At 53.6% G+C, this 23,591-nt stretch carries 19 protein-coding genes; 10 read left to right on the forward strand and 9 right to left on the reverse strand.

Translation table 11 applies throughout. The features are described 5' to 3' along the window. The first annotated feature begins 179 nt into the window (after positions 1-179). The 8 genes from ACM1PE_RS30025 (at position 180) to wecB (ending at position 12,734) form a co-directional block, all read left to right on the forward strand. Positions 180-998, forward strand: a complete 819-nt coding sequence (locus tag ACM1PE_RS30025) for an ABC transporter permease (RefSeq protein ID WP_280015366.1) — start codon at positions 180-182, stop codon at positions 996-998. Further along, on the forward strand, positions 988-2,280 hold the full coding sequence (locus ACM1PE_RS30030; RefSeq protein WP_306634624.1) for an ABC transporter ATP-binding protein: 1,293 nt from the start codon (positions 988-990) through the stop codon (positions 2,278-2,280). The genes ACM1PE_RS30025 and ACM1PE_RS30030 overlap by 11 nt, the downstream gene beginning before the upstream one ends. A 120-nt stretch (positions 2,281-2,400) precedes the next feature. Further along, complete coding sequence (locus tag ACM1PE_RS30035) at positions 2,401-3,711, forward strand: glycosyltransferase family 2 protein (protein WP_306634623.1); 1,311 nt, start codon at positions 2,401-2,403, stop codon at positions 3,709-3,711. 118 nt (positions 3,712-3,829) lie between these two features. Further along, on the forward strand, positions 3,830-4,375 hold the full coding sequence (gene rfbC / locus ACM1PE_RS30040; protein WP_280015387.1) for a dTDP-4-dehydrorhamnose 3,5-epimerase: 546 nt from the start codon (positions 3,830-3,832) through the stop codon (positions 4,373-4,375). 305 nt (positions 4,376-4,680) lie between these two features. Further along, a complete protein-coding gene (locus ACM1PE_RS30045; RefSeq protein WP_419341976.1) occupies positions 4,681-7,968 on the forward strand; it encodes a methyltransferase domain-containing protein in 3,288 nt (1,095 codons plus the stop codon). Between the two features lie 50 nt (positions 7,969-8,018). Then, on the forward strand, positions 8,019-10,199 hold the full coding sequence (locus ACM1PE_RS30050; protein ID WP_306634619.1) for a glycosyltransferase: 2,181 nt from the start codon (positions 8,019-8,021) through the stop codon (positions 10,197-10,199). 12 nt (positions 10,200-10,211) lie between these two features. Continuing rightward, on the forward strand, positions 10,212-11,543 hold the full coding sequence (locus ACM1PE_RS30055; RefSeq protein ID WP_280015371.1) for a glycosyltransferase: 1,332 nt from the start codon (positions 10,212-10,214) through the stop codon (positions 11,541-11,543). Between the two features lie 69 nt (positions 11,544-11,612). Next, complete coding sequence (gene wecB / locus ACM1PE_RS30060) at positions 11,613-12,734, forward strand: non-hydrolyzing UDP-N-acetylglucosamine 2-epimerase (RefSeq protein WP_280015372.1); 1,122 nt, start codon at positions 11,613-11,615, stop codon at positions 12,732-12,734. A 110-nt stretch (positions 12,735-12,844) separates the two neighbouring features. Here wecB and ACM1PE_RS30065 read toward each other — a convergent pair whose 3' ends face one another. Genes ACM1PE_RS30065 through ACM1PE_RS30090 form a run of 6 tightly spaced genes read right to left on the reverse strand, consistent with a single transcriptional unit; the run spans position 12,845 to position 17,572 of the window. Then, positions 12,845-13,591 (reverse strand): glycosyltransferase family 2 protein, encoded by a 747-nt coding sequence (locus ACM1PE_RS30065; protein WP_306634615.1) that lies wholly within the window; start codon positions 13,589-13,591, stop codon positions 12,845-12,847. A gap of 3 nt (positions 13,592-13,594) precedes the next feature. Further along, positions 13,595-14,008 carry a capsular biosynthesis protein gene (locus tag ACM1PE_RS30070; protein WP_419341977.1) on the reverse strand — a complete coding sequence of 138 codons (414 nt, stop codon included), beginning with the start codon at positions 14,006-14,008 and terminating at the stop codon, positions 13,595-13,597. Next, the gene (locus ACM1PE_RS30075; protein WP_306634611.1) at positions 13,989-15,455 is read right to left on the reverse strand and encodes a hypothetical protein; all 1,467 of its coding nucleotides are present in this window, start codon (positions 15,453-15,455) and stop codon (positions 13,989-13,991) included. The genes ACM1PE_RS30070 and ACM1PE_RS30075 overlap by 20 nt, the downstream gene beginning before the upstream one ends. Continuing rightward, on the reverse strand, positions 15,452-16,330 hold the full coding sequence (locus ACM1PE_RS30080; protein ID WP_419341979.1) for a lysylphosphatidylglycerol synthase domain-containing protein: 879 nt from the start codon (positions 16,328-16,330) through the stop codon (positions 15,452-15,454). The genes ACM1PE_RS30075 and ACM1PE_RS30080 overlap by 4 nt, the downstream gene beginning before the upstream one ends. Continuing rightward, complete coding sequence (locus tag ACM1PE_RS30085; RefSeq protein WP_419341981.1) at positions 16,327-17,154, reverse strand: glycosyltransferase family 2 protein; 828 nt, start codon at positions 17,152-17,154, stop codon at positions 16,327-16,329. Before ACM1PE_RS30085 ends, ACM1PE_RS30080 begins: the two co-directional genes overlap by 4 nt. Position 17,155: 1 nt before the next feature. Beyond that, positions 17,156-17,572 (reverse strand): GtrA family protein, encoded by a 417-nt coding sequence (locus ACM1PE_RS30090; RefSeq protein ID WP_419341983.1) that lies wholly within the window; start codon positions 17,570-17,572, stop codon positions 17,156-17,158. A 191-nt stretch (positions 17,573-17,763) separates the two neighbouring features. Between ACM1PE_RS30090 and ACM1PE_RS30095 the strand changes: the two genes are divergently transcribed. Beyond that, positions 17,764-19,488, forward strand: coding sequence for a hypothetical protein (locus tag ACM1PE_RS30095; protein ID WP_419341985.1), 1,725 nt, complete (start codon positions 17,764-17,766; stop codon positions 19,486-19,488). Between the two features lie 25 nt (positions 19,489-19,513). Continuing rightward, positions 19,514-20,698, forward strand: a complete 1,185-nt coding sequence (locus ACM1PE_RS30100; protein ID WP_280015375.1) for an acyltransferase family protein — start codon at positions 19,514-19,516, stop codon at positions 20,696-20,698. Between the two features lie 94 nt (positions 20,699-20,792). Here ACM1PE_RS30100 and rfbA read toward each other — a convergent pair whose 3' ends face one another. Genes rfbA through ACM1PE_RS30115 form a run of 3 tightly spaced genes read right to left on the reverse strand, consistent with a single transcriptional unit; the run spans position 20,793 to position 23,538 of the window. Beyond that, entirely contained in the window at positions 20,793-21,674 is an 882-nt protein-coding gene (gene rfbA, locus ACM1PE_RS30105) for a glucose-1-phosphate thymidylyltransferase RfbA (protein WP_280015376.1), read from the reverse strand. Then, positions 21,671-22,567, reverse strand: a complete 897-nt coding sequence (gene rfbD / locus ACM1PE_RS30110) for a dTDP-4-dehydrorhamnose reductase (protein ID WP_280015377.1) — start codon at positions 22,565-22,567, stop codon at positions 21,671-21,673. The genes rfbA and rfbD overlap by 4 nt, the downstream gene beginning before the upstream one ends. Positions 22,568-22,575: 8 nt before the next feature. Further along, positions 22,576-23,538, reverse strand: a complete 963-nt coding sequence (locus tag ACM1PE_RS30115; protein ID WP_280015378.1) for a glycosyltransferase family 2 protein — start codon at positions 23,536-23,538, stop codon at positions 22,576-22,578. Positions 23,539-23,591 lie beyond the last annotated feature (53 nt).

Here is a 23,591-nt window from a genome sequence, read left to right on the forward strand (position 1 = left end):
ATTCTTGAGAAATAGCGCATGACCCTGCCAGAGACATATACCGATAGCATGCGCGCCTGCGTCATGCCGGGTTGTCCTTGTTCGGCATCCGAATCCCGAGTTCACTTGCGCTATCTGTCGTGGCCCATCGGTACGATGGGTGGGCGTCGCGCTGTGGCATCAATGGAGGTATTTCCACAATGAGGCAGTTTCCGAGCAGTCCGCTTGCGCTTGTGTCGAGCGGGGTGCGTAACGGAGGTTTGATCGTCGCTTCAATCAAGCGAGAAGTGATTGGGCGCTATAAAGGCTCCGTCATGGGATTGATGTGGTCGTTCATCAACCCCATCATCATGCTTGCGATCTACACCTTTGTGTTCAGTGTCGTCTTTAAAGCACGATGGAATACTGGCAGTGACTCGCGGACCGAGTTTGCCTTGGTATTGTTTTTGGGCCTGATCGTCTTCAACCTTTTTGCCGAATGTTTTAACAAGGCGTCTGGATTGATTGTTGGTAATCCAAATTTCGTCAAGAAGGTAGTATTTCCGCTGGAAATTCTCCCCTGGATTACGCTAGGTGCCGCTCTGTTCCATACGTTGATAAGCTTGGTGGTATGGCTGCTGGCATACATGGTCCTATTCGGGGTGCCTCACCTGACCACGCTTTATGTGCCTCTGATCCTGGTGCCGTTTTGCCTTTTTATCTTGGGACTGTGCTGGATATTGGCATCTCTGGGTGTGTACTTGCGTGATGTGTCCCAGTTTATCGGAATCATGACGACCGTGGTGATGTTCATGTCGCCCATATTTTATCCGCCCCAACAATTGCCTGAGCCATACCGTCACTTGCTGTACCTGAATCCGCTTACTTTCATTGTCGAGCAAATGCGCGCAGTAGCCTTTTTCGGTAACCCGCCGGATCCGTTGGGATTGGCGCTATATGCTGCTGCGGCGGCAGTGTTTGCATGGCTGGCATTCGCGTGGTTCCAGAAGACCAGGAAGGGGTTTGCTGATGTCCTCTGAGACTTCGATATCGGTATCCAATGTCAGCAAGTGCTATCACGTCTATGAACGTCCGCGCGATCGTCTTTTGCAAATGTTGGCGCGTGGTCGTAAGCAGTTCTTTAGGGAATTCTGGGCGCTGAAGGATATCTCGTTCGAGATAAAGAAAGGCGAGGTGATCGGCATCGTTGGCCGCAACGGCTCTGGCAAGTCGACCCTTTTGCAGCTTATTTGCGGCACCTTGAATCAGAGTTCGGGTGAAGTGTCTACCGTCGGACGGGTTGCAGCGCTGCTTGAGTTGGGCTCAGGCTTTAATCCCGAGTTTACGGGGCGCGAGAATGTCTTCCTCAATGGCGCAATCCTGGGTCTGACTCGTCAAGAGATTGCTTCCAAGATGGATCGCATTCTCGCCTTCGCGGAAATCGGCGATTTCATTGATCAGCCGGTCAAGACTTATTCCAGCGGAATGTATGTCCGATTGGCGTTTGCCATCCAGGCTAATATCGATCCGGATATTCTGATCGTCGATGAAGCCTTGGCGGTTGGGGATGCCTATTTCACCCATCGGTGCATGTTGCGCTTTGAGCAGTTGCGGGAACGTGGAACTACGATTCTCTTCGTATCTCATGACGCGAATGCGGTGAGGTCGTTGTGCGAGAAATGCATCTGGTTGGAAAACGGTCAAATGGTCGCTTTCGACACGGCATCGAAGGTGGTCGACCGTTACTTGGCGGCGCTTTTCGGGTATGAACAGGGCGAGGCCCAAACGCCTGCGACTCAGGTGGAAGATCAGCCTGCTCTTATCAGTCCAGCAGTGGGCATCGAACGGGAAATTCCCAATATCGATCGGCGTATCGGGGATGGTATCTGTTCGATTATCGGTGTAGGTCTTTACGACGAAGAGATGCGTCCGGCGCAGACAGTCATCCATGGTTCTCGAGTCGTTCTTCGGTTTAGTATCAGAAATGAGTCTATGGAAGCAGGTGCGAAGATCATTGCAGGTTATATTTTTCGTACTCAGAAAGGCATAGAGCTGGCCAGCACGAATAGCGATGTCGAGAAGGCGACTGTGAATGTTGGAGGGGTGGGTAGCATTACGACGGTAACGTTCACTGTCGATTTGCCTCTGCTACATCCCGGCTCTTACGCATTCAGTCCTGCAGTCGCCTACCGTTCCGAGCTGGGTGATATAAAAATGGCAGACCGCGTAGAAAATGCCATTGTTTTCATGGTGTCATCAGAGAGACAGGTGCACGCGATGATGAATTTGCCGACCACCGTTTCGGCGATGTGCGGCGAATGATTGTCAGAATCAGGCCGCCAGCTGTGTCCAGCGCACGAAGGAAATTTCAGGCGTTGTTCGCGTGGCGGGATTTTTAAAGGTTGTGTGTTCGCAACTCGCCGAACAATAGCAGGGGCATTTATGAGTAGCCATCCATCCAAGACTGACATTCACGCTTCCATCATTGTTTTGGCGTACAACAATCTCGAAGAGACCACGGCGCCTTGCCTGGAGTCGATACTCGAGCATACCGATCTGATTCGCCACGAATTGATCGTTGTCGATAATGCTTCCAGTGATGGTACGGCCGAGTATCTGCGCCAGTTTCAATCGAAGCATCCGTATGTTCGGCTGTGCTTGAACGATGTAAACAAGGGATACGCCGGCGGCAACAACGACGGCATGCGGCTCTCCAATGGACGCATCCTTGTCTTGCTGAATAACGATACGCTTGTGGGGCCGGGCTGGCTGGAGCCGTTGGTAGAGGTGCTGGATAAGGATCCCGGTGTTGGAATGGTCGGTCCTGTAACCAACTCTGCTGGCAATGAGCAACGAGTCGTGCTGCCAGAAGTCACTCAAGACACCTTCGTGCCAGCTACCATCTCTTATCTGACCCTACAAAGCGGCATCTATTCCGAAACGGAGAAATTGGGATTTTTCTGCGTGGCCATACGTCGGGATGTCATTGACAAGATCGGGATGTTGGACGAAGCCTTCGGCATCGGCATGTTCGAAGACGATGACCTCTGCGTGCGGGCGCGAAAGGCCGATTATCGACTGCTGATCGCGGAAGGCTCTTTCGTATATCACAAGGGTAGTGTCTCTTTCAGCAAGTTGGGGGCTGAAAAATATCAGGGTTTGTTTTTCAAGAACCTCGCCTATTTCTTTGAGAAGCACAACATAGCGTGGACTTACACGGATATTGCCATCGCTGCATGGAGGCGACTTAAACAGGACATGCGGAGCGCGATGTCGGGAGATGCGGCCGCGACTGCCAGGGTGAACAGTAGGGCTTCACTGATGGACGAAACCTTGAGTCAGGCGCGACGCCAGGAAGAGACTGCCTTGCAGTCGTCGTCTACTGACCTGTCCAATCGGATTGCCGCGAAGAAGCACGCTGAACTGATGGCAATATCAGATTGGGCAACGTCGCTCAAAGAGGAAAACGCAAAGCTGTTGCACGAGCACGGTCAACTGATGGAAATGTCGGATTGGGCAGCGTCGCTCAAAGAGGAGAACGCAAAGCTATTGCGGAAGCATGCCGAACTGATGGAGATGTCAGATTGGGCAACGTCGCTCAAGGAGGAGAATGCAAAGCTGTTGCGTGTGCTGGACGAGCAGGGACAAGTGCTCGAAAGTACTGCGCCGACAGCCGCCCCCGGGGTGCTGCCCGCCGCTCGCGCGTTGGCGCGCGCGGTGAAAGGCAGTCTCAAACAGCTCATCCGCGGATAACCGAGCCGTGCTTTAGCGCCATGGCTTGGAGCTCATGGCGACGGGCAGCATCTTTGGAAAAATGCGGCCAAGCCGCGGCCATTGTCTGCTTGAATGTGTTGAAGAACGAGATGCTTATATGAATATTATTCAAACCGAAATACCTGAAGTCCTACTTGTCGAGCCCCGCGTTTTTGGCGATGAGAGGGGATTTTTCTTTGAGAGTTTTAATAGTCGAAGTTTCAATACTGCGGTAGGCCGGGATGTCAATTTCGTTCAAGACAATCACTCTCGCTCCGCACAAGGAGTGCTCAGAGGCCTGCACTATCAGATCGCTCAACCGCAAGGTAAGCTGGTGCGGGTGGTAACGGGATCAGTATTCGACGTTGCGGTCGATATGCGCAAGGGCTCTCCCACGTTCGGAAAGTGGGTAGGTGAGGTTTTGAGCGCGGACAACAAGCGGATGTTGTGGGTCCCTGAGGGCTTTGCGCATGGCTTTCTGGTGCTATCCGAGACTGCGGACTTCTTGTACAAGACCACGGATTTCTATGCACCGCAGCATGAACGCTGCGTGATCTGGAACGATCCTACATTGGCGATAGATTGGCCTGCCGATGTGGTGCCTCGTTTGTCGAAAAAGGATGAACTGGGCGTCAAGTTCGTGGAAGCGGATGCGTTCGCCTGAAACCTGGTCATTGTGCTTGCTGTGATGTGCGGTCCCTAAAGGTTTTTTTTCTGACCAAATTATCAGTGTCTCCTGGTTGCACTCGTCTTGACCATCAGTGAGCAACTGACTGGAAGTAAAAGGCACTTTTTGCCTTTCGCATGTTTGTGCCCGAGATCAACCATGGCTATTCATCTTTCCCGTAGGTGGCGGTGCGAATTTCCACTTGACGCTTGTATGACGTGCCGTCGCGCCCGGTGGAATGGGCGAGAATTCCATTTGAATAGCAGTTTTATAGAGGTATAGCGATGTGTAATGCCTGGTGCATGGATTGGGGAAAGGAAGCCTTGCCGCACGTCAAGAAGGGGGCGCGCGTGTTGGAGGTGGGATCTCGCGACGTGAATGGAACTTTGCGGACGATCTTCGCTGATCCGCAGAGCGAGTACGTGGGTATCGATATTTTCGAAGGCCCCGGGGTCGACCTCGTATTGGATGCTTCGCGCATTGTCGGCCAATTCGGAACGGAAGCCTTCGATGTTGTGCTCTCCACAGAGATGCTGGAGCATTGCTACGATTGGCAAGGCGCGCTGTACCAGATGGCTGCCACCTTGCGGGAGGGGGGCATACTTGTGCTGACGACTCGCTCCCCTGGATTCGAGCTACATGATTATCCCGCCGATCATTGGCGCTTCTCGCACCAGGACTTTGTCGACATTTTTTCGCCCTTGGGCGAGTTGATCGCCGTCGGCGACGATATGACGTTGGGCTGGCCCTGCGGTGTCGGCGTGATCGTTCGTCGTACCTGCTCGGCGGAAGAGCTTCAAGCCTGGGTAAAGCGCCTGCGGGGATTTCCCGTGTACTCAATGGAAGAAGAGGCGCGTAGCCAGGAAGTCGAAGCGCGTAGCAGCACGGACTCCCCCACCGCTGATTCCATGGTCTTTGATCAATACAGCCGCTATCAAGGTTGTGTGCGCATTCTGCGCGATGCTGGTCTACAACCGGGTGCTACGGTGCTGGACGTCGGCAGCGGGCCCGAATGTCTGCTCGGTTCTTTCCTTGGAGAAGCAACCATCACGTATGTCGATCCGTTGCTGGCGGGTAAGGATGGCCCGCATCGTATCAGCGGTGACGTGTTCACCCAGCGCCTGGATGATTGCAAGTTTGATTACGTGTGTGCGGTGGATGTGTTGGAGCACGTTCCCGCGCAACACCGCGAAGCGTTCTTGGATCGACTGACTGAATTGGCCGACAAGGCAGTGCTTGTGGGTTTTCCGCCAGAAGAGGGTGGCTATGCCCGCGAGACGGATGACATGGTCAACTCGGAGTACGAGCGGATCCATGGCAGTGTTTACAGCTGGTTGGCGGAACACTATCACTACGGCCTTCCTGTGGCGGCGTCGATCAACGAGCACTTCGCCCGAAACGGGTTTCCAACAACCTCCGTGGGCCATGGCCACGTGCCCTGGTTGAAGCGCCTGCTCTCCAAAGTGATTTGCTATTGGGACGTACAGCCGCTCAAGCCGGAGGTTCTGGATGTCTCGAAGAGCTTCAACGAGGACCTGGCTCCCTATGACTTTGCTCCGCCACACTACAGAATCTTCGTCCTTGCGTCGAAGTCGGGGACACCGATCAAGTTGCCCGACTACCAGCCATCGCCGGAACTGCAGGCAGTTCTGGATTCCAAATTCGAATCGTTGGCTTCCGCTTTGGACGATATGATTCTTAAGAGAGCTGTGGGGCTGCTCAAGCACCAAGAACAGGAGTTGGCGTCTGCCAAGTCAGACGCACATACCGCTTCGCTCTGGGGAGTGCGGGCGACTGAAGAAATCAAAACTCGCGATGATGAGATCCGCCGCCTGCAATCTGAACTCAGTCGCATGGCCGAGTGGGGCGGGGAGGCGAATGAAGAAATCAAAAGTCGCGACGATGAGATTCGCCGCCTGCAATCCGACGTCGGCCGTATGAACGAGTGGGAGGGCGGGGTAAAGGAAGAGATCAAAAATCGTGACGATGAGATTCGTCGTCTGCAATCCGACATCAGCCGTGTAACCCAATGGGGGGGGGAAGTGAATGAAGGGGTCAGAAGTCGTGACGATGAGATCCGTCGCCTGCAATCCGAGGTCGGTCGTATGAGTGAGTGGGGCGGGGGAATGAACGAAGAGATCAGAATTCGCGACGATGATATCCGTCGCTTGCAATCCGACGTCAATCGCATGACAGAGTGGGGGAAATCGCTGGAGATCCAGCTCGCGCAACGAGACGCTGCACTCGAAAAAGCCCATGCGGAAATGGAGGACTATACCCGTGTGAATCAACGGGGGAGCGTTCGCATGGGTGTGCGTCTTATCAAAGCGGCTGCACGGCGCCATTTGGCGGCATCGCCGGTTGGCGACGTCGTACGCAGCGTCCGTAGCTACAAGGCGAGACGGCAGTCTCGTACCAATGTCGACGCGATTACCCAATCCTTGAAGCGGAACAATGGCCGTCTTTTGCTGGTGTTTCCAATTATCACATGGGACTTCCGTTGGCAGCGGCCCCAGCATTTCGTGACGCGGTTGCGCGATAACGGATATTCGGCGTGCTATTTGGCGATGTCGATGACCCCTTTAGGTAGAAAATTCGCCTCGCCTACGGAAGCTGCGGCCATGCTGAGCCTGAATGAGCTGGACAGGGACGTAGCCCAGGTATGGTTGCATACCAAGGATCCAATCAATATCTATACTGACACCCTGGCTGGCGACGATCTCGACAACGTCGTGGCAGGCTTGTCCGAGTTGATACGTGATACCAAACCCAAATCCATCCACTACCTGCTCCAGTTTCCTGGATGGTGGCCGGTCGCCCAACAGCTCAAAGAAAAATTCGGCGGCAAGATAGTCTTTGATTGCATGGATGACCACGCGGGATTCAGTACGAATACGGCACAGGCGCTGAAGGTTGAACAAACCCTCATCGAGGCCGCAGATCTGGTCATAGCGTCCTCGGCATTGCTGGAAGATCGATGCCATTTGCTGAACCCGCGTACTGTTCAGATTAAAAACGGGACCGAGTTCCAACACTTTGCGCAACCCGTGCGTAATGGCTTGCTCGAAGCCTACAGTGATAAGCCCATTGTGGGATATTACGGTGCAATATCGGATTGGTTTGACACTGAACTTATCGCACATTGCGCCCGGGCAAAGCCAGATTGGAATTTCGTGCTCATCGGGGCCACCGCGGGAGCAGACCTGAATCCCCTCCAAGGGTTGCCGAACGTTCATCTGTGCGGGGAGAAACCGTATGTCGACCTTCCCGGATATCTGGCGTACTTCGACGTTTGCACGATTCCATTCAAGTTGGTACCCCTGACTCTCGCCACCAACCCGGTCAAGTTCTATGAATATATGAGCGCGGGTAAGCCGGTCGTTTCCATCGATCTACCCGAGCTGGCTGCTTATGCAGATGATTGCTATCTGGCTCACAATGCGCGTGAATTCATCGAGCAGCTGGAAAAGGCCATGGAACAGCGGCAAGATGAAGAGAAAATCAGGCGGCGTATTGAGCTTGCCAAGGAAAACTCATGGGACGCTCGGGTAAAATCACTGCTGAAGACCGCCGCTTTTTCCAAGCCGTGATGCTAGTGTTTTTACCCTGGCAAGTACTTTCCAATTTATTGTGAAGACCCATGGACGCATCCATCGTCGTTCTGACTTATAACAATCTAAACGAAACCACAGCTCCTTGCCTTGAATCGATCATCGCGAACACGGACCTGACACGTAACGAGTTGATCGTTGTTGACAACGCGTCCGCTGACGGCACGCGTGAGTATTTGCTGGAATTTCAACGCAAGTACCCATTCATCCATCTTCGCTTGAATGAAACGAATAAGGGTTACGCTGGGGGGAACAACGACGGCATGAAAATGGCGCGGGGCGAAGTGGTCGTTTTGCTCAATAACGACACGTTGGTGCCTCCTGGATGGCTTCCTCGCTTGACCCGGCTGTTCACTGAAAATAAGCAGATCGGACTGATCGGTCCGGTAACGAACTCGGCCGGCAACGAGCAGAGGCTCGAACTCGACGGGGTCAACGAAAACACCTACGAAGAAATAACTTCGGCATATATCCAGCGTCACCAAGGAGTTTGGTTTGCAACCGAGCGCCTTGGATTCTATTGCGTTGCGGTTCACCGGCGAGTTATAGAAAAGATCGGATATCTGGACGAAGGTTTTGGCCTGGGCATGTTCGAAGACGATGACTATTGCGTACGAGCCAGGCGCGCGGGTTTTGTCTTGGCCGTAATTGAAGACTGCTTCGTCTATCACAAGGGTAGTGTGTCTTTCGGCAAATTAGCTACCCAAAAATACAAGGCCTTGTTTGAGCGAAACAAAGCCTTGTACACAAAAAAACACGACGTCACGTGGTCGTTTTCGGAAATCGCACTAAGCTATTGGGAAAAACTGGATAAAGACCTCAGAGTCATGTTTGAAGGTCCCCGGACTCCGGAAGCTGTGGCGGCGCTGGAGCGAATTGAGTTGCGGTGGGAAAACTTTCGTCACCTACTTGTGCAAGTTCATTCCGCTGAAGTATCAAATCAGATTTCCGGCGGACAGCCACCTGCTGTGCTGGCTCGTTCCAAATGGCAGACCAGGTGGTTCAACTTTCGTCGGAACGTCTTGCGCGGAACTTGGCGTGAGAGGGTTCGCTATGGACGATATATAGCATCGCGCTTGGCGATTCGAGCCGGTGTCAAGGGAGCGGAATCCGACCCCTCGAAGGAGTTGATGGAGAAGGTAAGGCGGACGCTGGGAAATTTGGAACAGCGGCGTGTGGTGATTTTTCCCGCGACCATTGATTACTCCTATATGCGGCAGCGCCCGCAGAGTTTGGCGAAGGCATTCGCCGACATGGGATTTCTCGTCATATATGGCACGCTCAATCACACAACAGACAAGGTCAAGGACATAGAGGAGGTCTCCCCTGGATTGTTCGTAGTGCAGGAATGGGATATTTTCCCGTTGCTGCCGCATATCCTTGAGCCTGGAAACGTAATTTATTATTGCCTCTGGCCAAACAATCTTCGGCATGTGGAATACCTGCCATATTCCAGGCTTGTGTATGACTACATGGATGATTTGTGCTTGCTCGATTTGCCTTCAGAGCAAGTAGAGGCCATGCACGATGAAATGCTGCAACGTGCGGACCTCATAACCGTCTCGGCGCAGCGTTTGTACGATACCTTGCCGGCGGATCGTCGGGATGCAGCGTTGATACTGCCCAATGCTGTTGGCGAAGAGTTCATTGCTGCCTTGGCGGTGCCGCAGGCCGTGCCTGAAGCTCTCAAGGATTTTGAGCGGCGCCCGGTGATCGGCTATTACGGAGCATTGGCGCCGTGGATCGACTTCGAACTGTTGGAGCACCTCGCCGATAGTCTGCCCGATCATGTCCTCGTTATAATTGGTCCCGTACTCGACGGCGCCGATGAGAGCCTAAATTCACTTTGCACTCGGGCCAACGTACGCCATTTCCCGGCGATGGAACAATTGGATTTGGTGCCATACCTGCAGCGTTTCGATCTTTGCCTCATTCCCTTCGTAGTCAATCAGATCACCAACTCCGTCTCGCCTGTCAAACTCTATGAGTACTTGGCGGCTGGCAAACCGGTTATCGCGACTGCAACAGAGGAGTGTGGTCGGATCCCATTCGTGAAGATCGCGGTCGATAAAGATGATTTTGTGACGTTGGTGCGTAGCTCCTCTCTACTGGAGGCCGAGGCGGCTGAGAGTCGCGCTTACGCAGCTTCGCACACCTGGTCGGCACGCGCCGCTGAGGTGGCGAGCCGGCTGAAATTGGATTCGTACTAGGGCGGAAACATCGTGCTCGGAAAACTCAAGGCTTTGGCCAGCTTTGCACTGAGCGATCCGAAACTGACGCTTCGTTTGTTGACTTGGCGGCGTGTGCGCAATGCCTTTGCGGCGCTCTTCGGCCAGCAAGGCAACATGGGGCAGCTCGTAACGCGTTACGAGGCGATCTACCGGCCAGACGCCGGCGGTGAAACCGTAACCGACTGGGGGCTGCCCGCCGCGGCGGGAGACGTCTTTTTCTTCTCCGTCATAGACTGGGACTTCCGGTTCCAGCGGCCCCAACATCTCGCGTTGGGACTGGCAAGTCAAGGATATCGGGTCATCTATATCTGCCCGACGCCCCTCGTGGCTGGGGGGAAGCGCGATTACGTCGTTCTGAAGAGTCCTGCGCCAGGGCTTTTTGTAGTGCAAATCTCCTCTGGAAAATTCCGCCTGCCCGACTTGCATCAGAGTGATATCACCGAGCAGGAGGCACGGGGTTTCTTGCAGTCCCTGCATTCTCTGTTCAACGATATGGGTGCCAAAACGGCGTCCGCAATTGTGGAGCACCCGGCCTGGTATCCCGTCGTGAGTTGCCATTCCTGGCGCAGTCTTGTATATGACTGTCTGGATCAGCACGCAGGATTCGGAGGGGCCGCGTCAGACCGATTGGCGACGGTGGAGCGAGCATTGGTTCAACGCGCGACGTGCAATGTTGCCAGTTCGCAAGCGTTGTTGAACAGACTCCAAGAGTACGGAGGGGATGCTAGCGAATACATGCTTATCCGCAACGGCTGCGAATTTGACAGATTCGCGGCGGTGAGCCGAGAGCAACGTAGCGCGATGCCCGTTATCGGCTATGTTGGAGCAATCTCCGAGTGGTTTGATTTTGACCTGCTGCTCGCTGTTGCCGAAGGAAATCCGAAATGGACCTTTGTTTTGGTCGGGGCCTCGGTTGGGGCTGAAGAAAAGAAAGCGAATCTTCCTTCGAATGTGAAACTTGTCGGCGAAATCCCCTACGGCGATGTCCCTGGGATGCTATCGACCTTCGATGTTTGCGTGATTCCGTTTATCCTCTCTCCACTAACCATCGCTACCAATCCCGTCAAGCTTTACGAATATTTGGCCGCAGGTTGCCCTATTGTTGCCACGCCACTGCCGGAATTGGCTGGCCTCGAAGCGTTAGGTGTGTGCTGTGCGGAGAACGCGTCGGCGTTTGCAGAAGCAATCGAAAAATTGCTTCCCTACGCTCGTGATGCGGAATCGGTGGCGCGGCGCCGAGAATGGGCCGCGCAGCATGGTTGGTCGAGGAGGAGTACTTCGCTTGCGCAAGCGCTTGAAGTCGGCGGTGGCCGCCGGCACTGAGATGGTCAAGATGCTTTAGAATCTCGTAAAAATGACTGAGTTCCCAAAAATTATAAAGTTGAGCATCAAATGAAGATACTAGTTGTGTTCGGCACGCGTCCAGAGGCCATCAAGATGGCTCCCGTCGTGCACGCTTTTCAGGCCGATTCAGGCTTTGAGTGCAGAGTTTGCGTGACCGGACAGCACCGCCATATGCTCGATCAGGTGCTTTCGTTGTTTGAGATCAAGCCGAATTATGACCTGAATATCATGCGACCCAATCAGGATATAACCGACGTCACTTCGTCGATTCTGCTGGGCTTGCGTGAGGTTTTTTCCCAATTCAAGCCGGACTATGTCCTGGTGCATGGAGATACCGCTACGACGCTAGCTGCGTCGCTTGCGGCCTACTATCATCGAATTCCGGTCGGTCACGTTGAAGCCGGTTTGCGAACCGGAAATTTGTATTCGCCGTGGCCGGAAGAGGGAAATCGAAAAATTACCGGGGCGCTTGCGAAATTGCATTTCGCTCCGACCGGGCTGTCGCGTGACAACCTTCTGCGCGAGGGCGTCGCCGAAGAAAACGTAGAAGTCACCGGAAATACGGTGATTGACGCCCTTCTTTGGGTAAAAGAAAAGCTGGAATCAGATCCCGAGATTCGGCTGCAGGCATCGGCCGGATATGAGTACTTATCGCCAGACCGAAAAATTGTCCTGATTACAGGTCATCGCCGAGAGAGTTTTGGCGACGGTTTCGAGCGGATTTGCACGGCGATCCAGCGGTCGGCTAGCGAGTTTCCCGAGGTGGACTTCGTCTATCCAGTCCATATGAATCCAAATGTCAGGGAGCCCGTCCAGAGGATCCTGAGCCGACTGCGGAACGTGCACATCGTGGAGCCCATCGACTATCTACCCTTTGTTCATTTGATGAATCAGTCCCACATCATCTTGACGGACTCGGGAGGAATTCAGGAGGAAGCGCCATCGCTTGGCAAGCCTGTACTGGTCATGCGCGATACTACGGAGCGGCCAGAGGCGGTCCAAGCAGGCACGGTACGTCTCGTGGGAACGGATGTCGAAGCCATTGTCGGCGGTATACGGCTGCTGCTGACGGATGCAGACGTCTACGCCAGCATGAGTCAAGCCCATAACCCGTATGGCGATGGAAAGGCGTGCTCGCGTATCCTCAATCGATTGAAAATGGCTGATTGAAGGCGACAGGCCAATAGCGGGGAACCAAGGTGCTGCGGCAATGGTATCCCCGCTTGTCTCTGATTGCTCGATGCGCTCGCCGTAAATAATCGGCGATCATGTGTACTAGATTACTCTATCCTCGGACATTCACGAGCCAGAAACTGCTTCAATTCATCGGGTGTTCCGAGTACGTGCACGGTAGAAACCGGCACGTCTTGAATAGAAATATTCAATCCCTTGTCGATCAGATGATTGTACAAAGGGGCAACATATTTCTCCCCTTTTACCAAATTGTCGGCATTGCTGAAATAGTCGTTATAGGCCTTTTCATAGTCCGCGGCCTTGGCAAACCAATATAAGCCAATCGATGCGTGATCGGAGATTCGCGTTTTCTCCGTTACGCGTGTCGCCCATTGCTGGTCGGACAATTCTACAAAGCTCCAATGATCCCCGGGTGCGGAAAAACAGGGTATCCAACCATCGGACTGCGGGCGGATATCGGTTGGCTGTAGCGCCTTCGGCTCGACAAATGTATCTATGTTGTAGATCAGGAGAGGCTGGTCTTTTCGCCAAATATCACTTGCCTGCATTGCGGTTGTTGCTTGTCCATCAGTGACTGCCGAGAGTTCGATAATGTGAAAATCCTGTATGTCCAAGGCTGCGCAGCGGGTGCGCACATAGTCAGCGGAGGCGTTGGATTCCAGGGTTACAAAGATAATCCGACTCTCAGGAGTAATGAAATTACGTAACGAAAGCAATGACCAGTCGAATAGGCTCCTGCCGTGAGCGATGATCTCGTATTTGGGAACGGTGTAGCCTGCCGTGTAAAAACGGGAGCCGCGGCCAGCCATGGTTATGACTATATTGGTGGCCATTGTTCAATGTTCCTTGCCGAGCATGGTGTGGATCTCTTCTTCGGAAAGGCTGAGAAATTCGTTTGGTCGGATTGCTCTGTCGTCGATGTAAAAGCCATTTTTTCGAGGCCAGGGCTTGCCGAATAAAATCTCGTCGTACGGCACGTTCCATCTCTCGAGCCAATCCAGCAAGACCGGTGCGGTGTGGCGGTTTATCAGGCCTACATTGTTGCTATATGTCTTCATGTTCCGGGACGTGTACAGCAATATGCGATAGCCCTTGTTGTGATACTCGCGCAATTTCTCTATGAAATCAATTCGCGGGCGCACATCGCTATAACTCTCGCCTTCGCGCTTTATGTCACAGATGGTTCCATCAACGTCAACAACGAGCGTTCCGTCCTGATTTAAGTGCTTTTCATCCATTTTCAATTTCATCCAGAATACTCTTCGCTCGAAGAAGAAACGCTACGATTTTGTTCGGGTGATCTATATGAAGCGGCAACATGGAAAGAAACAGCGAGGCCTCGGCGAGGCGCACGGTTCTCGTATCGTATCCCATCGCCGACAATTGGTTGGTGAATATCTGCTTCAGTTGCGGCGGATGGCTATAGTGTATGTCAAGCGTCAAATGGTTGCTCGCCGTGAAGCCAATCGTGTATAGGCCATTGTTTATAAAATCGTAATCCCCTAACACGCTGTGCGAAACCTTGGCAAAATCATAGAATGGATGAGTCCATAGCTCGTCCTCTGAAACGGCGCCTTTTGGATCAATCAGCATTAACAGATAGCGCTGTGGGTCGTACAATAAATTGGAGAAACACGGATCTCCATGCCCGATCGCCAGGTAGTTCAGAGCGAAAGACTTTTCCATTTTGGAATACAACCGCAGATATCGCTCCAGTTGTTGTTCCATACCAAGTTCGGTATTGGCCGCCAACACCAGGTTATTAATCCTGGCGCCCTCCGGCAGTGCGAGAAAGGCCGCGGCACGTTCTTCTACTTTTTTGACGAACAAGCTATGTGCATAACCGGCGCAGTCGACCAGGGATGCTTGCTTGCGAGGACGTTCCTGCAGAAAGAAGAGCAACTTGCTGACAAAGGGTGGAAAGGACTCGGTGCTGAACGCACCGTGCACCCACTGCAAGGCTGCGTCGGCCAAGTAGTAGCGAAGCATGCGGTAGGACGCGGTATCGCCTTCGTCCTTGTAGTCGAACGGTTGAATAAGCCAAGGCCGCATCGACTCGGGGACCAAATGGTGGAAGGCGTACTCGCTGCGCATCTTCCTTTTGTCACGAGAGCGCTTGGTGTAGTAGTAAGCGTCAATGTGAACTTCATTGAAATGCCTGGTGGCGGTTGAGCCCGTCGTGAAAGTCAGGAAGTCCTGAATACGGCTCAAGTCCAGCGGCCGAATCGACTCCAGTCGCTGCGCCTGTTGCCATGCAGGGCTGCCTTCATGCAGAGGTGACACCTCAAATTCTGGCCATAGATCAGCCAATGCGTGGACATTGCTCAGAAACACCATCAGAGGCTTATACAGGCGATCCGTGAAGTCTTCCTCGGCGTAAGGCAGGCGTTCGATGAGCTGAAACAGACGCTCGGGTTGAGGAAAGCCGGCACGCGCGGCGACAATGCATATTGCCGTGTCTTCAGGACTTATGCTGATCCGCGCCAGAAGATCCTCTTGGTCGCTTTTCGAGCGCAGCCGAATCAAATTCTCCTGCGCCCATTGGGGAATGCAGCTGCGGAAGTGTTCGAAAAGGCTCTGACGGCGAAAAATAATGTCGCCAAAGCGACGGTTTCCGACAATCGCCTGCAATTCCGTGCCGACCAGTTCCCGGTCATCGTATACCAATAGGATATTTCGTCGCGAAGAGTTGTTCATTTGGTTCTGCGAATGCGATGAAAAGTCAAAGTGAGCAAGATGACGAACAGCAGAGACAAAGCAATCACCGATACGGACTGATAGACGAGAGCCGCTGTTTCCACCTGCTCGTTTGAACTGGCGATGCTTGCGAGCAGGCCAGAGGTCACGATTTCTGCAATGTCGGGGTATGCCGTCATGATCTGGCGTGTGGCCACAGTCACGGCAGCTATTTCACAGCCCCAAATCAGCATAGAGATCAAGAGCAGTGCAGAAAGACGGCCTTCAATGGAGCGTGGGATTGTTGCCTCAAACGCTCTCAATGCATAGCTGGCTTTCAATATCCAGAGTCCCCGGGGAGTATGACTTGACAATACTAGATGACGATTGAGATACACGAAGACTTTGGTGACGGCGAAAAAAATAGCAAGGCCCAGGCTGCTCGCAATCACGAAAATGAAAAATAGCGCGCGCACCGAGGAGGGCACCTCGAAGTTGAACAGATAAAGACAAAGAATTAAACCTGTCAAAACTACAACGTCACCAAACCTCTCGGATACCCATACTGCCAGCGCTTTTTGCCTGCCGTCGTAGACGTGAAAAAATGCGGAAAGCCGTAGAATTTCGCCCAATTTGAACGGAATCAAGCTGCTTGGGAACGCGGTCAAGGCGTGGGCGGTAACAAGATCGAAGGAGGCCTGCCGCTCGTCCAGTGTGAGTAGCGTAAGCCTGGCCATGCGCAACACGTGCCCAAGCGTGTAGAACACGGCAGCCACGGTCAGAGTTATTATTCCGAAACTCGACGTGGCAACTCCCAAGGCGTCAAAATGGTATGCGAGCCAGCCAAAAATAAGAATGAGCAGGCCAGCAAGATATATTCGGATTCCGCGACTCATGAGCCGGTACTTTGAGGAGGGCTATTAACCTGCACGGCGTCAGATGCATAGGTGGCATGAGGCCGTGCGCGCATCTCGTGCGTTAGAAAACGCCCGCGACCGATAAAGTATCTTCCCAAAAGTCCAAGTACTTTGAATGCCTGTTGGAAGAGCTTGACATTGGAGCGTTGGTCCTCTTCTCGCCAGCTGATTGGAACGAACTTTACATTCTGGCGCCTGTGGTAACTCCCCAACAGCATCACATAATTGAATGTCAAGTCATCCGGGAATTTCTCGTAGTAGAAATCGCGGAATGTCGATAGTTTGTAAAGGTTGAGGCCGGACCCAAGGTCCTTGATCCCCCGCCAGGCCACCAAGGAGAAGAGAAAGTTGTATACGATATTTCCAAAAGTTCTGAACTTGGAATAGCCCTTTAACTTACTGCCTTGCATGAAGCGGGATCCCAACAAGCAATCGATGTCTGAAGGTATTCCATTGGACAGTATGGGTCCAAGATCTCGAATGTCGGCTTGGTCGTCACCGTGTAATACCACCAAATAATCAAATCCATGCTCGACGCCATAGCGAAAAGCAACCTTGTGCGAACCGCCAAGTCCATAATTGTCTTGATTCCGGCAAGCCAGAAAATGACATTCGGTGAACTTCTTGGCGCCATGCGATGCGGCGACTTGCAGAGTGGCGTCAGGCGACCGGTTGTCCAAAACCATGACTGTGTCAAACAGCCTCTGGGTATCTCTATCGAACTGATCCAACACGCGGGTTATTTGTGCTTCACATCGGTACGCGGGAATGAAAACCAGAATCTTTGGTTTGGTGTTTGTCATTTTAGTGCGCCGGCATACGCTTGGTAAGCAGCTTCATAAAAATAAAGTTCGTGAAAAGATTGATTGGTGTGATTATTATCTTTGCAATTATGCCGAGAGATCCGGGGTCGCTATATGTCGTGAAGGCGCGGTAATCGGATATGCCGATGCTTAGAAGCGAAAGCGCCTTGGAATAGAAAAGGATGGACGCTAGTTGGTAAGCCCAATATACAAGTAGGAATTTACCTCGCGAGCGCGAGTCGATATGGAATACCGACCTTAAGGAGGTAAACCAGACGAATGTTATTCCGACATAGGAAGACGCAAGATTACCCCAAAAAGCAGGAAGGCCGGCCCATTTGACTAGTATGGTGAAGGTGAGTAAATCACATAACCAGCCAACTCCCGAAAAGATAGCAAATCCTAAGAAGCGTTTCATCGAATGTCGACCGAGCACCGGCGGCGTTGAGGGAGGAGGACGGTGGGCCCCAGCCCGACCGCGTCACGGCTAGCGCGCCGTACATACTTTATTGTACCCGGATGACGCTGTTTTGGTGTACCGGACGTGGACGTCCTACGCTATACTGGTCGATTAGACATTCGATGCCATCTTTGAGTCCCGCTTGCGCCTTGGCAAGCGACATCACAGAAAATATGAAGAATCATTTTAAAGGTAATTGGATTTATCTAGCTCCGGTATTGCTTTTTGCAATTCTCGGGCTGAGGGACTTGATGTTGCCGGGCATCTATATGGACGCCGCGAATCCGGATTACCACGCTGCCTTTATGCTGCGAGGGGACGTTCCGGCGCCGTCGTGGACCTATCCAGATAACTATCTTTTCAGAAATTTCCCTTTATTGAATTCCCTCTACGGAGGGAATTTTGCTGCTTATCCGGCGATGGCCTTCTTCTCGGCCCTGGGGTATGGAATACCGCAATTTCGGATGTATCACGTTCTCTTGGGAATCGTCCTTCTTGTTTGTTTGATGTGGTGCTTGCGTAAATGGCAAACCCCGAGGGCAGCCGTCGCACTCGTGGCGTGTGTGCTGGCAATCGATCCGACATTCCTTTTTTCCTGGAGGACGCAGTACTATCTGCAGTTGGTTCCCCTCATATTTTTCTTTCTGGCGCTTGGGCTGCTTGCCCAGTGGCATATCGATGCGGCCGCAGCCAGGCGATCCAGCGCTCGATATTGGTGGGCGGGAATATTCCTGGGTTTTGCAGCCTATTGCTATTTCGTTTTCGCCTTCTATGCTGCGGCGATCGTATTGGCCATGGCTTTTCAGATCCGACGTTCTTGGAATTGGCGCATGGTCACTGCGTTGGTGTTGGGAACGCTGATTGGGTGGCTGCCATATGTTTACGCCCACTTGTCCATTATTTTGAACATGGGCCTGCATGGCTATCTGGATCAGCTGCGCGGGCTGCAAAGCATGTACGGAGTGGTTAACGCTACGCAAAGTTTTTCCGAGCGATGGCATACCGTGATTGATCGCATTTTGTTCTTGCGAGCCGGATCCACCATCGAAGACATGATCTTTGCCGGTGCACGAGTTGGCGCGATAAGCAAGACTATCGGTGCGGTCGTGCTGGCTATCGGTCCGGTTCTTTGGCTGTTTTTTCGACTCTGGCCGCGTGGAGCGACCGTTGATCACGCTGTAGCGGCCGCGTCGAAGCGGGCATTGCTCGGGGACGCCATCTTGTTGGTTTTCATCAGCCATATCGCGCTGGGGATCATCGTGGGTACGCCGCTGAGCCTTCAGCATTACATCATGCTGCTTCCCTTGGCCTATGTAATGCTGGCTCTGGCGTGGCCGGCATCTGGGGCGGGAAGTACGAGCACGGGTGAGGGGCGGTCTAGCGGTTTGCGCCCTGCGGCGAATCTTGCATTTGCATTGTTGTGCGTTGCGATGCTCGCTTTCAACTTTTCCTTGACCCGCAAGTTTGCAGAGAGGTTGGTGCAGGAGGGCGGCGCGGGGATGTACACCGAAGCTATCAACGTCGCCATCACACAATTAGCCACTGAGCCACGCGATACTACACTCTTGTTTCCCCAATGGGGCTATTGGATGGGTGCCCTTACCGCTATCGGGCCAAGGCTGCCCATGTTTGAAGCGCCAACGCTGGAAAGGATGAAGGAGAGACTAAATACAGATCCAGAATTGATGCCGCGTCAGAGCTTCGTGTTGGCGCTCGGTACGGCAGATCTGGACGCCAACGACGAAATCAGTCGTCAGAAAATCGAGCGGTTCGCGGAAGCGGCGCGCCTCCGAGTGGAAAGCATTGTTCCTTGTCATGGCCGCAGTGGTCATGAGCGTATCTGGCTTGTCAAGATGAAGAGGATTGGCGCCTAAGAGGCGCCCGTCGATAAGGAACGTCATGTCTAGCGTCTTATTACCCAAATCGAATAACTTTAATGCGGTGCGTTTGCTCGCCGCGCTCTTGGTTATCTATGCCCACAGCTACGCATTTACAGGTCAGGCGGAATGGGTCGCCCGGAAGTCTGGGGTGACTCATGCTGGTGAGCTAAGCGTGGTAGTGTTCTTTTTTATTAGTGGAGCGTTGATTACCAAAAGTCTGGACAGCAGTCGCAGTATTGGTGGTTACGCAGTTAAACGCGTGATGCGGATTTATCCCGCATTGATACTATGTTGTTTCTTGGTGCCCTATGTTTTTTCTTGGATGTTTGGTGGAGCGAAGTTCACCGAAATCTTGGCTAGCAAGGATGCGTTAAATTATTTTATTACAAACTCTCTGGGTGTTTGGAATCTGTATTTTGTGCCAGGGATATTTGAAAATCACCCTGAAAAGGCGTTGAATGGATCGTTATGGTCCATTACGCTGGAATTGCGCCTGTATCTTGCTCTAGGAGTGCTTTCGCTGTTGGGGTTGATGAAAGACAAAAGCATGCAATGTTTGGTTTTTTTGTTCTTGATCCTATGTCTTGCACTCATCCCTGATAAGGTGCCGCTGCTGGGTAATAACCCCGCGCTCTACGGCACGCCGGCTTACCCCGCGTTTTCCATCATTTTTCTAATTGGGGGTCTCTTTTACGTCCTCGAAGACAAGATCGAGTTCCGCCCTGTCGCGATGATCATCTTCTTTGCCGTATTGATGCTCTGGGCGCACAAGGCTGGCTTCGTGGATTTGAAGCGTTTTGTAATTTTCGGCCTCTCAATAGCTGTCGCGATGTGGCTGGCTACGCTAGGTCCTTTGATCAAGCGCCTGCCGATCACGCATGACTATTCCTACGGCGTCTATCTTTACGGATGGCCCAGCCAGCAAATCGCGTATTCCATTTTGGTGGATTTCCAAGTGCGTCCTACGGCGATTGCCGTGACGGCAATTGCAATGCCCCTTGCGCTTTTGCTGGCCGCGCTATCTTGGCATTTGCTGGAAAAGCCTAGCCTGAACTTTGGTCACCGTTTTGCGCGTCGACTCGATGATGCACGGCTTCGCTTTAAATTGCGTTCCGGGTCAGCACAGGCTGCGGCGGCGGGAACTGCCGATGCCAATCTTGAGGGCGGGTATGCGGCGACCAGCCCACAGGCTGCACGGCGCTAAACAGACGGGGCGCTTGACCGTCTCCGCCGGTTAAGCGAAAGGTTGGCCTTGGGGGCTGGCGCAGTAGCCATGTCGGTTGCTGCCCCGGCTTCGCTTAGTAAACTTTCTCGACGAGCAAGCGTTGCAGATACTTGCCGTAGCCGTTCTTGGCTAACGGTTCCGCTAATGTCTCCAGCTGTTCAGGCGTAATCCATCCATTGCGGAATGCGATTTCTTCCGGGCATGAGACTTTCAAGCCTTGGCGGTTCTCCAGAGTGGAGATGAACTGGCTGGCTTCGAGCAACGATTCATGGGTGCCGGTATCGAGCCAGGCATAGCCGCGGCCCATGATTTCGACATTCAGTTTGCCTTGGCCGAGGTAGACTCGATTCAGATCGGTAATCTCGAGTTCGCCGCGGGCCGATGGCTTGATTTGCTTGGCGATTTCGACCACGTCCTTGTCGTAGAAATACAGGCCCGTGACCGCGTAGTTGGATTTAGGTTTGGCCGGCTTTTCTTCGAGGGACAGGACAGTCCCGCTGTTGTCGAATTCCGCAACACCATAGCGTTCGGGGTCGTGTACGTGATAGGCGAACACGCTGGCGCCGTCGGCGCGGGCGCCGGCATTGGCCAGTAGTTGGTGGAAGTCGTGGCCGTAAAAGATATTGTCCCCAAGCACGAGTGCGGACAGGTCATTGCCGAGGAATGATTCTCCGATGAGAAAGGCTTGAGCCAGGCCATCGGGGGACGGCTGGACGGCATACTGGAGAGCCAGGCCCCACTGCGACCCGTCGCCGAGCAGCTGCTGGAAGCGGGGAGTGTCCTGGGGGGTCGAAATAATGAGAATGTCCCGGATCCCCGAGAGCATCAGGGTGCTTAAGGGGTAGTAAATCATCGGTTTGTCAAAAACCGGCAGCAATTGCTTGCTGATTGCTAGGGTGGCTGGGTGCAGCCGGGTACCGGACCCCCCAGCCAGGATAATACCTTTGCGTTTCATGTCGAAAGTTCCGTAGACGTAAGTTGGTCCACTGTGCGGTCGACGTGGACCGTCCAATGAGGTAACTGTAGTTTCAAGGGGGACGCCAATGCGCTGGTGTTCAGTCTAGAGTTCTTGGGTCGGACAGCCGGGACCGGATACTCCTCGGTCGTAATGGGTTTGATGTGGTCCCGGTCGGTCTTTAGCTTCACACCATTGCGCCACGCGCGATCCACGACATGCGATGCCAAACCGTGCCATGTCGTGTCGCCGGAAGCGGTCAGGTGATAAATGCCGCAGGCCAGGCGGCCCTGCAGCCACCCTGCGATGGCCAGTGCCGTGACATCAGCAATGAGTTCGGCGGAAGTCGGAGCGCCATGCTGATCGGCAACGATACTCAATGCATCGCGCTCCTTGGCCAGGCGGAGGATAGTCTTGATGAAGTTGCCACCATGCGCCGAGAATACCCAACTGGTGCGCAGCATCAGGGCATTGCAGCCGCTCGCTAGGATGGCCGATTCGCCCGCCAGCTTGGTGCGGCCATACACGCTTTGCGGGTTGGTCTGATCATCCACGTCGTAGGGACCGTTCTTGGTGCCGTCAAATACGTAGTCCGTGGAGTAATGCACTAGCAATGCCTGCTTTTCCTGAGCGTAGCTGGCAAGCACAGCAACTGCGTCGGCGTTGACCCGGCGGGCGACATCTTGATGTGTTTCGGCCTTGTCTACCGCTGTATAGGCCGCAGCATTGACGATGATGTCGGGCATTTGCGCTTCCAGTAAGCGGCCCAGGCTGTCTGGATCTTCAAAGTTGGCGTCTCCGCGGCCAGAGGCGTGGACGTCGCCGAGCGCCAGCAGAGTTCGCTGCAACTCGTGACCAACTTGGCCGTCTTTACCCAGCAGTAGAATTTTCATGGCTACCTTCAAATCCGGTTGGATATTGCAGCGGCGAGCAACCCCAGATTTCCCAAGGCCGTCTGGCGATAGACGCCCGAGCATTTGAGTCCGATGATGCGGGGCAGAAGGCTGCGTTGGCGAGCTTTGACAAAACGCTCATAGATCTTGCGGTTGACGGGCGTCAGCCTGGGTAGCAACGGCGCCAGCGCAACGATATGTTGATCGGTCCAGGTCTTCAAACGACCGCGGAACAACAGCCGGATCCTTTGCAGCCTTGCAAACAATCCAGTATTGGCGCCGATGAGGTTGCCGCCATGCTGACGATACTTTAGTGACGGTTGACTGTCATAGTGAACACGACCGCCACAGGCGCTGATTGCGATGTACATCCACCAGTCATGGGCGACGACATCAAGGCCGGCGCCGGCCTCCAGCAGTAAGGTGCGCGCCGCATTATTGATTACCATCGTATTGCCACCCGCTACATTCTGTACAAGCGCATTGGCAAAAGAAGGCGGTCGTTTGAACAACGGCGAATAGCCGAGCGAACGGCCCGCTTCATCTATGAGTTCGGTGCGCGTACAGTAGAGCGCCGGCACGTCTTCGGGTATTTGGCGCAGCCAATCCGCGGCCCGCTGCAGTTTGTCAGCGTGCCAGATATCGTCCTGGTCGGAAAGCGCGTAATAATCGGCGGCAAGCTCCGGGCTGCACAGCAACGACATGAAATTCGCAACGAAACCCTTGCGCGGGCCGGCGAGTATCATCAGTTGGCCGCACGCCCAGCGGCGTTGGTAGTCCTCAAGCACCCGTGGCGTGGCGTCGGAAGAGCCATCATCGGACGCCCAGACGATCCAGTCGGAATGAGTCTGTGCGGCGAATGAGTCCAGTTGCTCTGGCAGGTACGTTTCACCCTGGTACGTGCACAGAAGGATAGCAATCCGCTCATTCACCTGCTCGTCCGTGCGGATAGGTTGTTGGCTAATTGGCAATGCGGAAACTCGACTTATCGTGATGGGCGGTGCGCGGTGTGTCGTGGTTATGC

Source organism: Achromobacter sp. PD1 (assembly GCF_048541815.1).
Classification (GTDB): domain Bacteria; phylum Pseudomonadota; class Gammaproteobacteria; order Burkholderiales; family Burkholderiaceae_B; genus Achromobacter; species Achromobacter bronchisepticus_A.

Coding starts and splice junctions, on each gene's coding strand:
- ACM1PE_RS30025 (WP_280015366.1), top strand. CDS start 180: ATGAGGCAGTTTCCGAGCAGTCCGCTTGCGCTTGTGTCGAGCGGGGTG.
- ACM1PE_RS30030 (WP_306634624.1), top strand. CDS start 988: ATGTCCTCTGAGACTTCGATATCGGTATCCAATGTCAGCAAGTGCTAT.
- ACM1PE_RS30035 (WP_306634623.1), top strand. CDS start 2,401: ATGAGTAGCCATCCATCCAAGACTGACATTCACGCTTCCATCATTGTT.
- rfbC (WP_280015387.1), top strand. CDS start 3,830: ATGAATATTATTCAAACCGAAATACCTGAAGTCCTACTTGTCGAGCCC.
- ACM1PE_RS30045 (WP_419341976.1), top strand. CDS start 4,681: ATGGATTGGGGAAAGGAAGCCTTGCCGCACGTCAAGAAGGGGGCGCGC.
- ACM1PE_RS30050 (WP_306634619.1), top strand. CDS start 8,019: ATGGACGCATCCATCGTCGTTCTGACTTATAACAATCTAAACGAAACC.
- wecB (WP_280015372.1), top strand. CDS start 11,613: ATGAAGATACTAGTTGTGTTCGGCACGCGTCCAGAGGCCATCAAGATG.
- ACM1PE_RS30065 (WP_306634615.1), bottom strand. CDS start 13,591: ATGGCCACCAATATAGTCATAACCATGGCTGGCCGCGGCTCCCGTTTT.
- ACM1PE_RS30070 (WP_419341977.1), bottom strand. CDS start 14,008: ATGAAATTGAAAATGGATGAAAAGCACTTAAATCAGGACGGAACGCTC.
- ACM1PE_RS30075 (WP_306634611.1), bottom strand. CDS start 15,455: ATGAACAACTCTTCGCGACGAAATATCCTATTGGTATACGATGACCGG.
- ACM1PE_RS30080 (WP_419341979.1), bottom strand. CDS start 16,330: ATGAGTCGCGGAATCCGAATATATCTTGCTGGCCTGCTCATTCTTATT.
- ACM1PE_RS30085 (WP_419341981.1), bottom strand. CDS start 17,154: ATGACAAACACCAAACCAAAGATTCTGGTTTTCATTCCCGCGTACCGA.
- ACM1PE_RS30090 (WP_419341983.1), bottom strand. CDS start 17,572: ATGAAACGCTTCTTAGGATTTGCTATCTTTTCGGGAGTTGGCTGGTTA.
- ACM1PE_RS30100 (WP_280015375.1), top strand. CDS start 19,514: ATGTCTAGCGTCTTATTACCCAAATCGAATAACTTTAATGCGGTGCGT.
- rfbA (WP_280015376.1), bottom strand. CDS start 21,674: ATGAAACGCAAAGGTATTATCCTGGCTGGGGGGTCCGGTACCCGGCTG.
- rfbD (WP_280015377.1), bottom strand. CDS start 22,567: ATGAAAATTCTACTGCTGGGTAAAGACGGCCAAGTTGGTCACGAGTTG.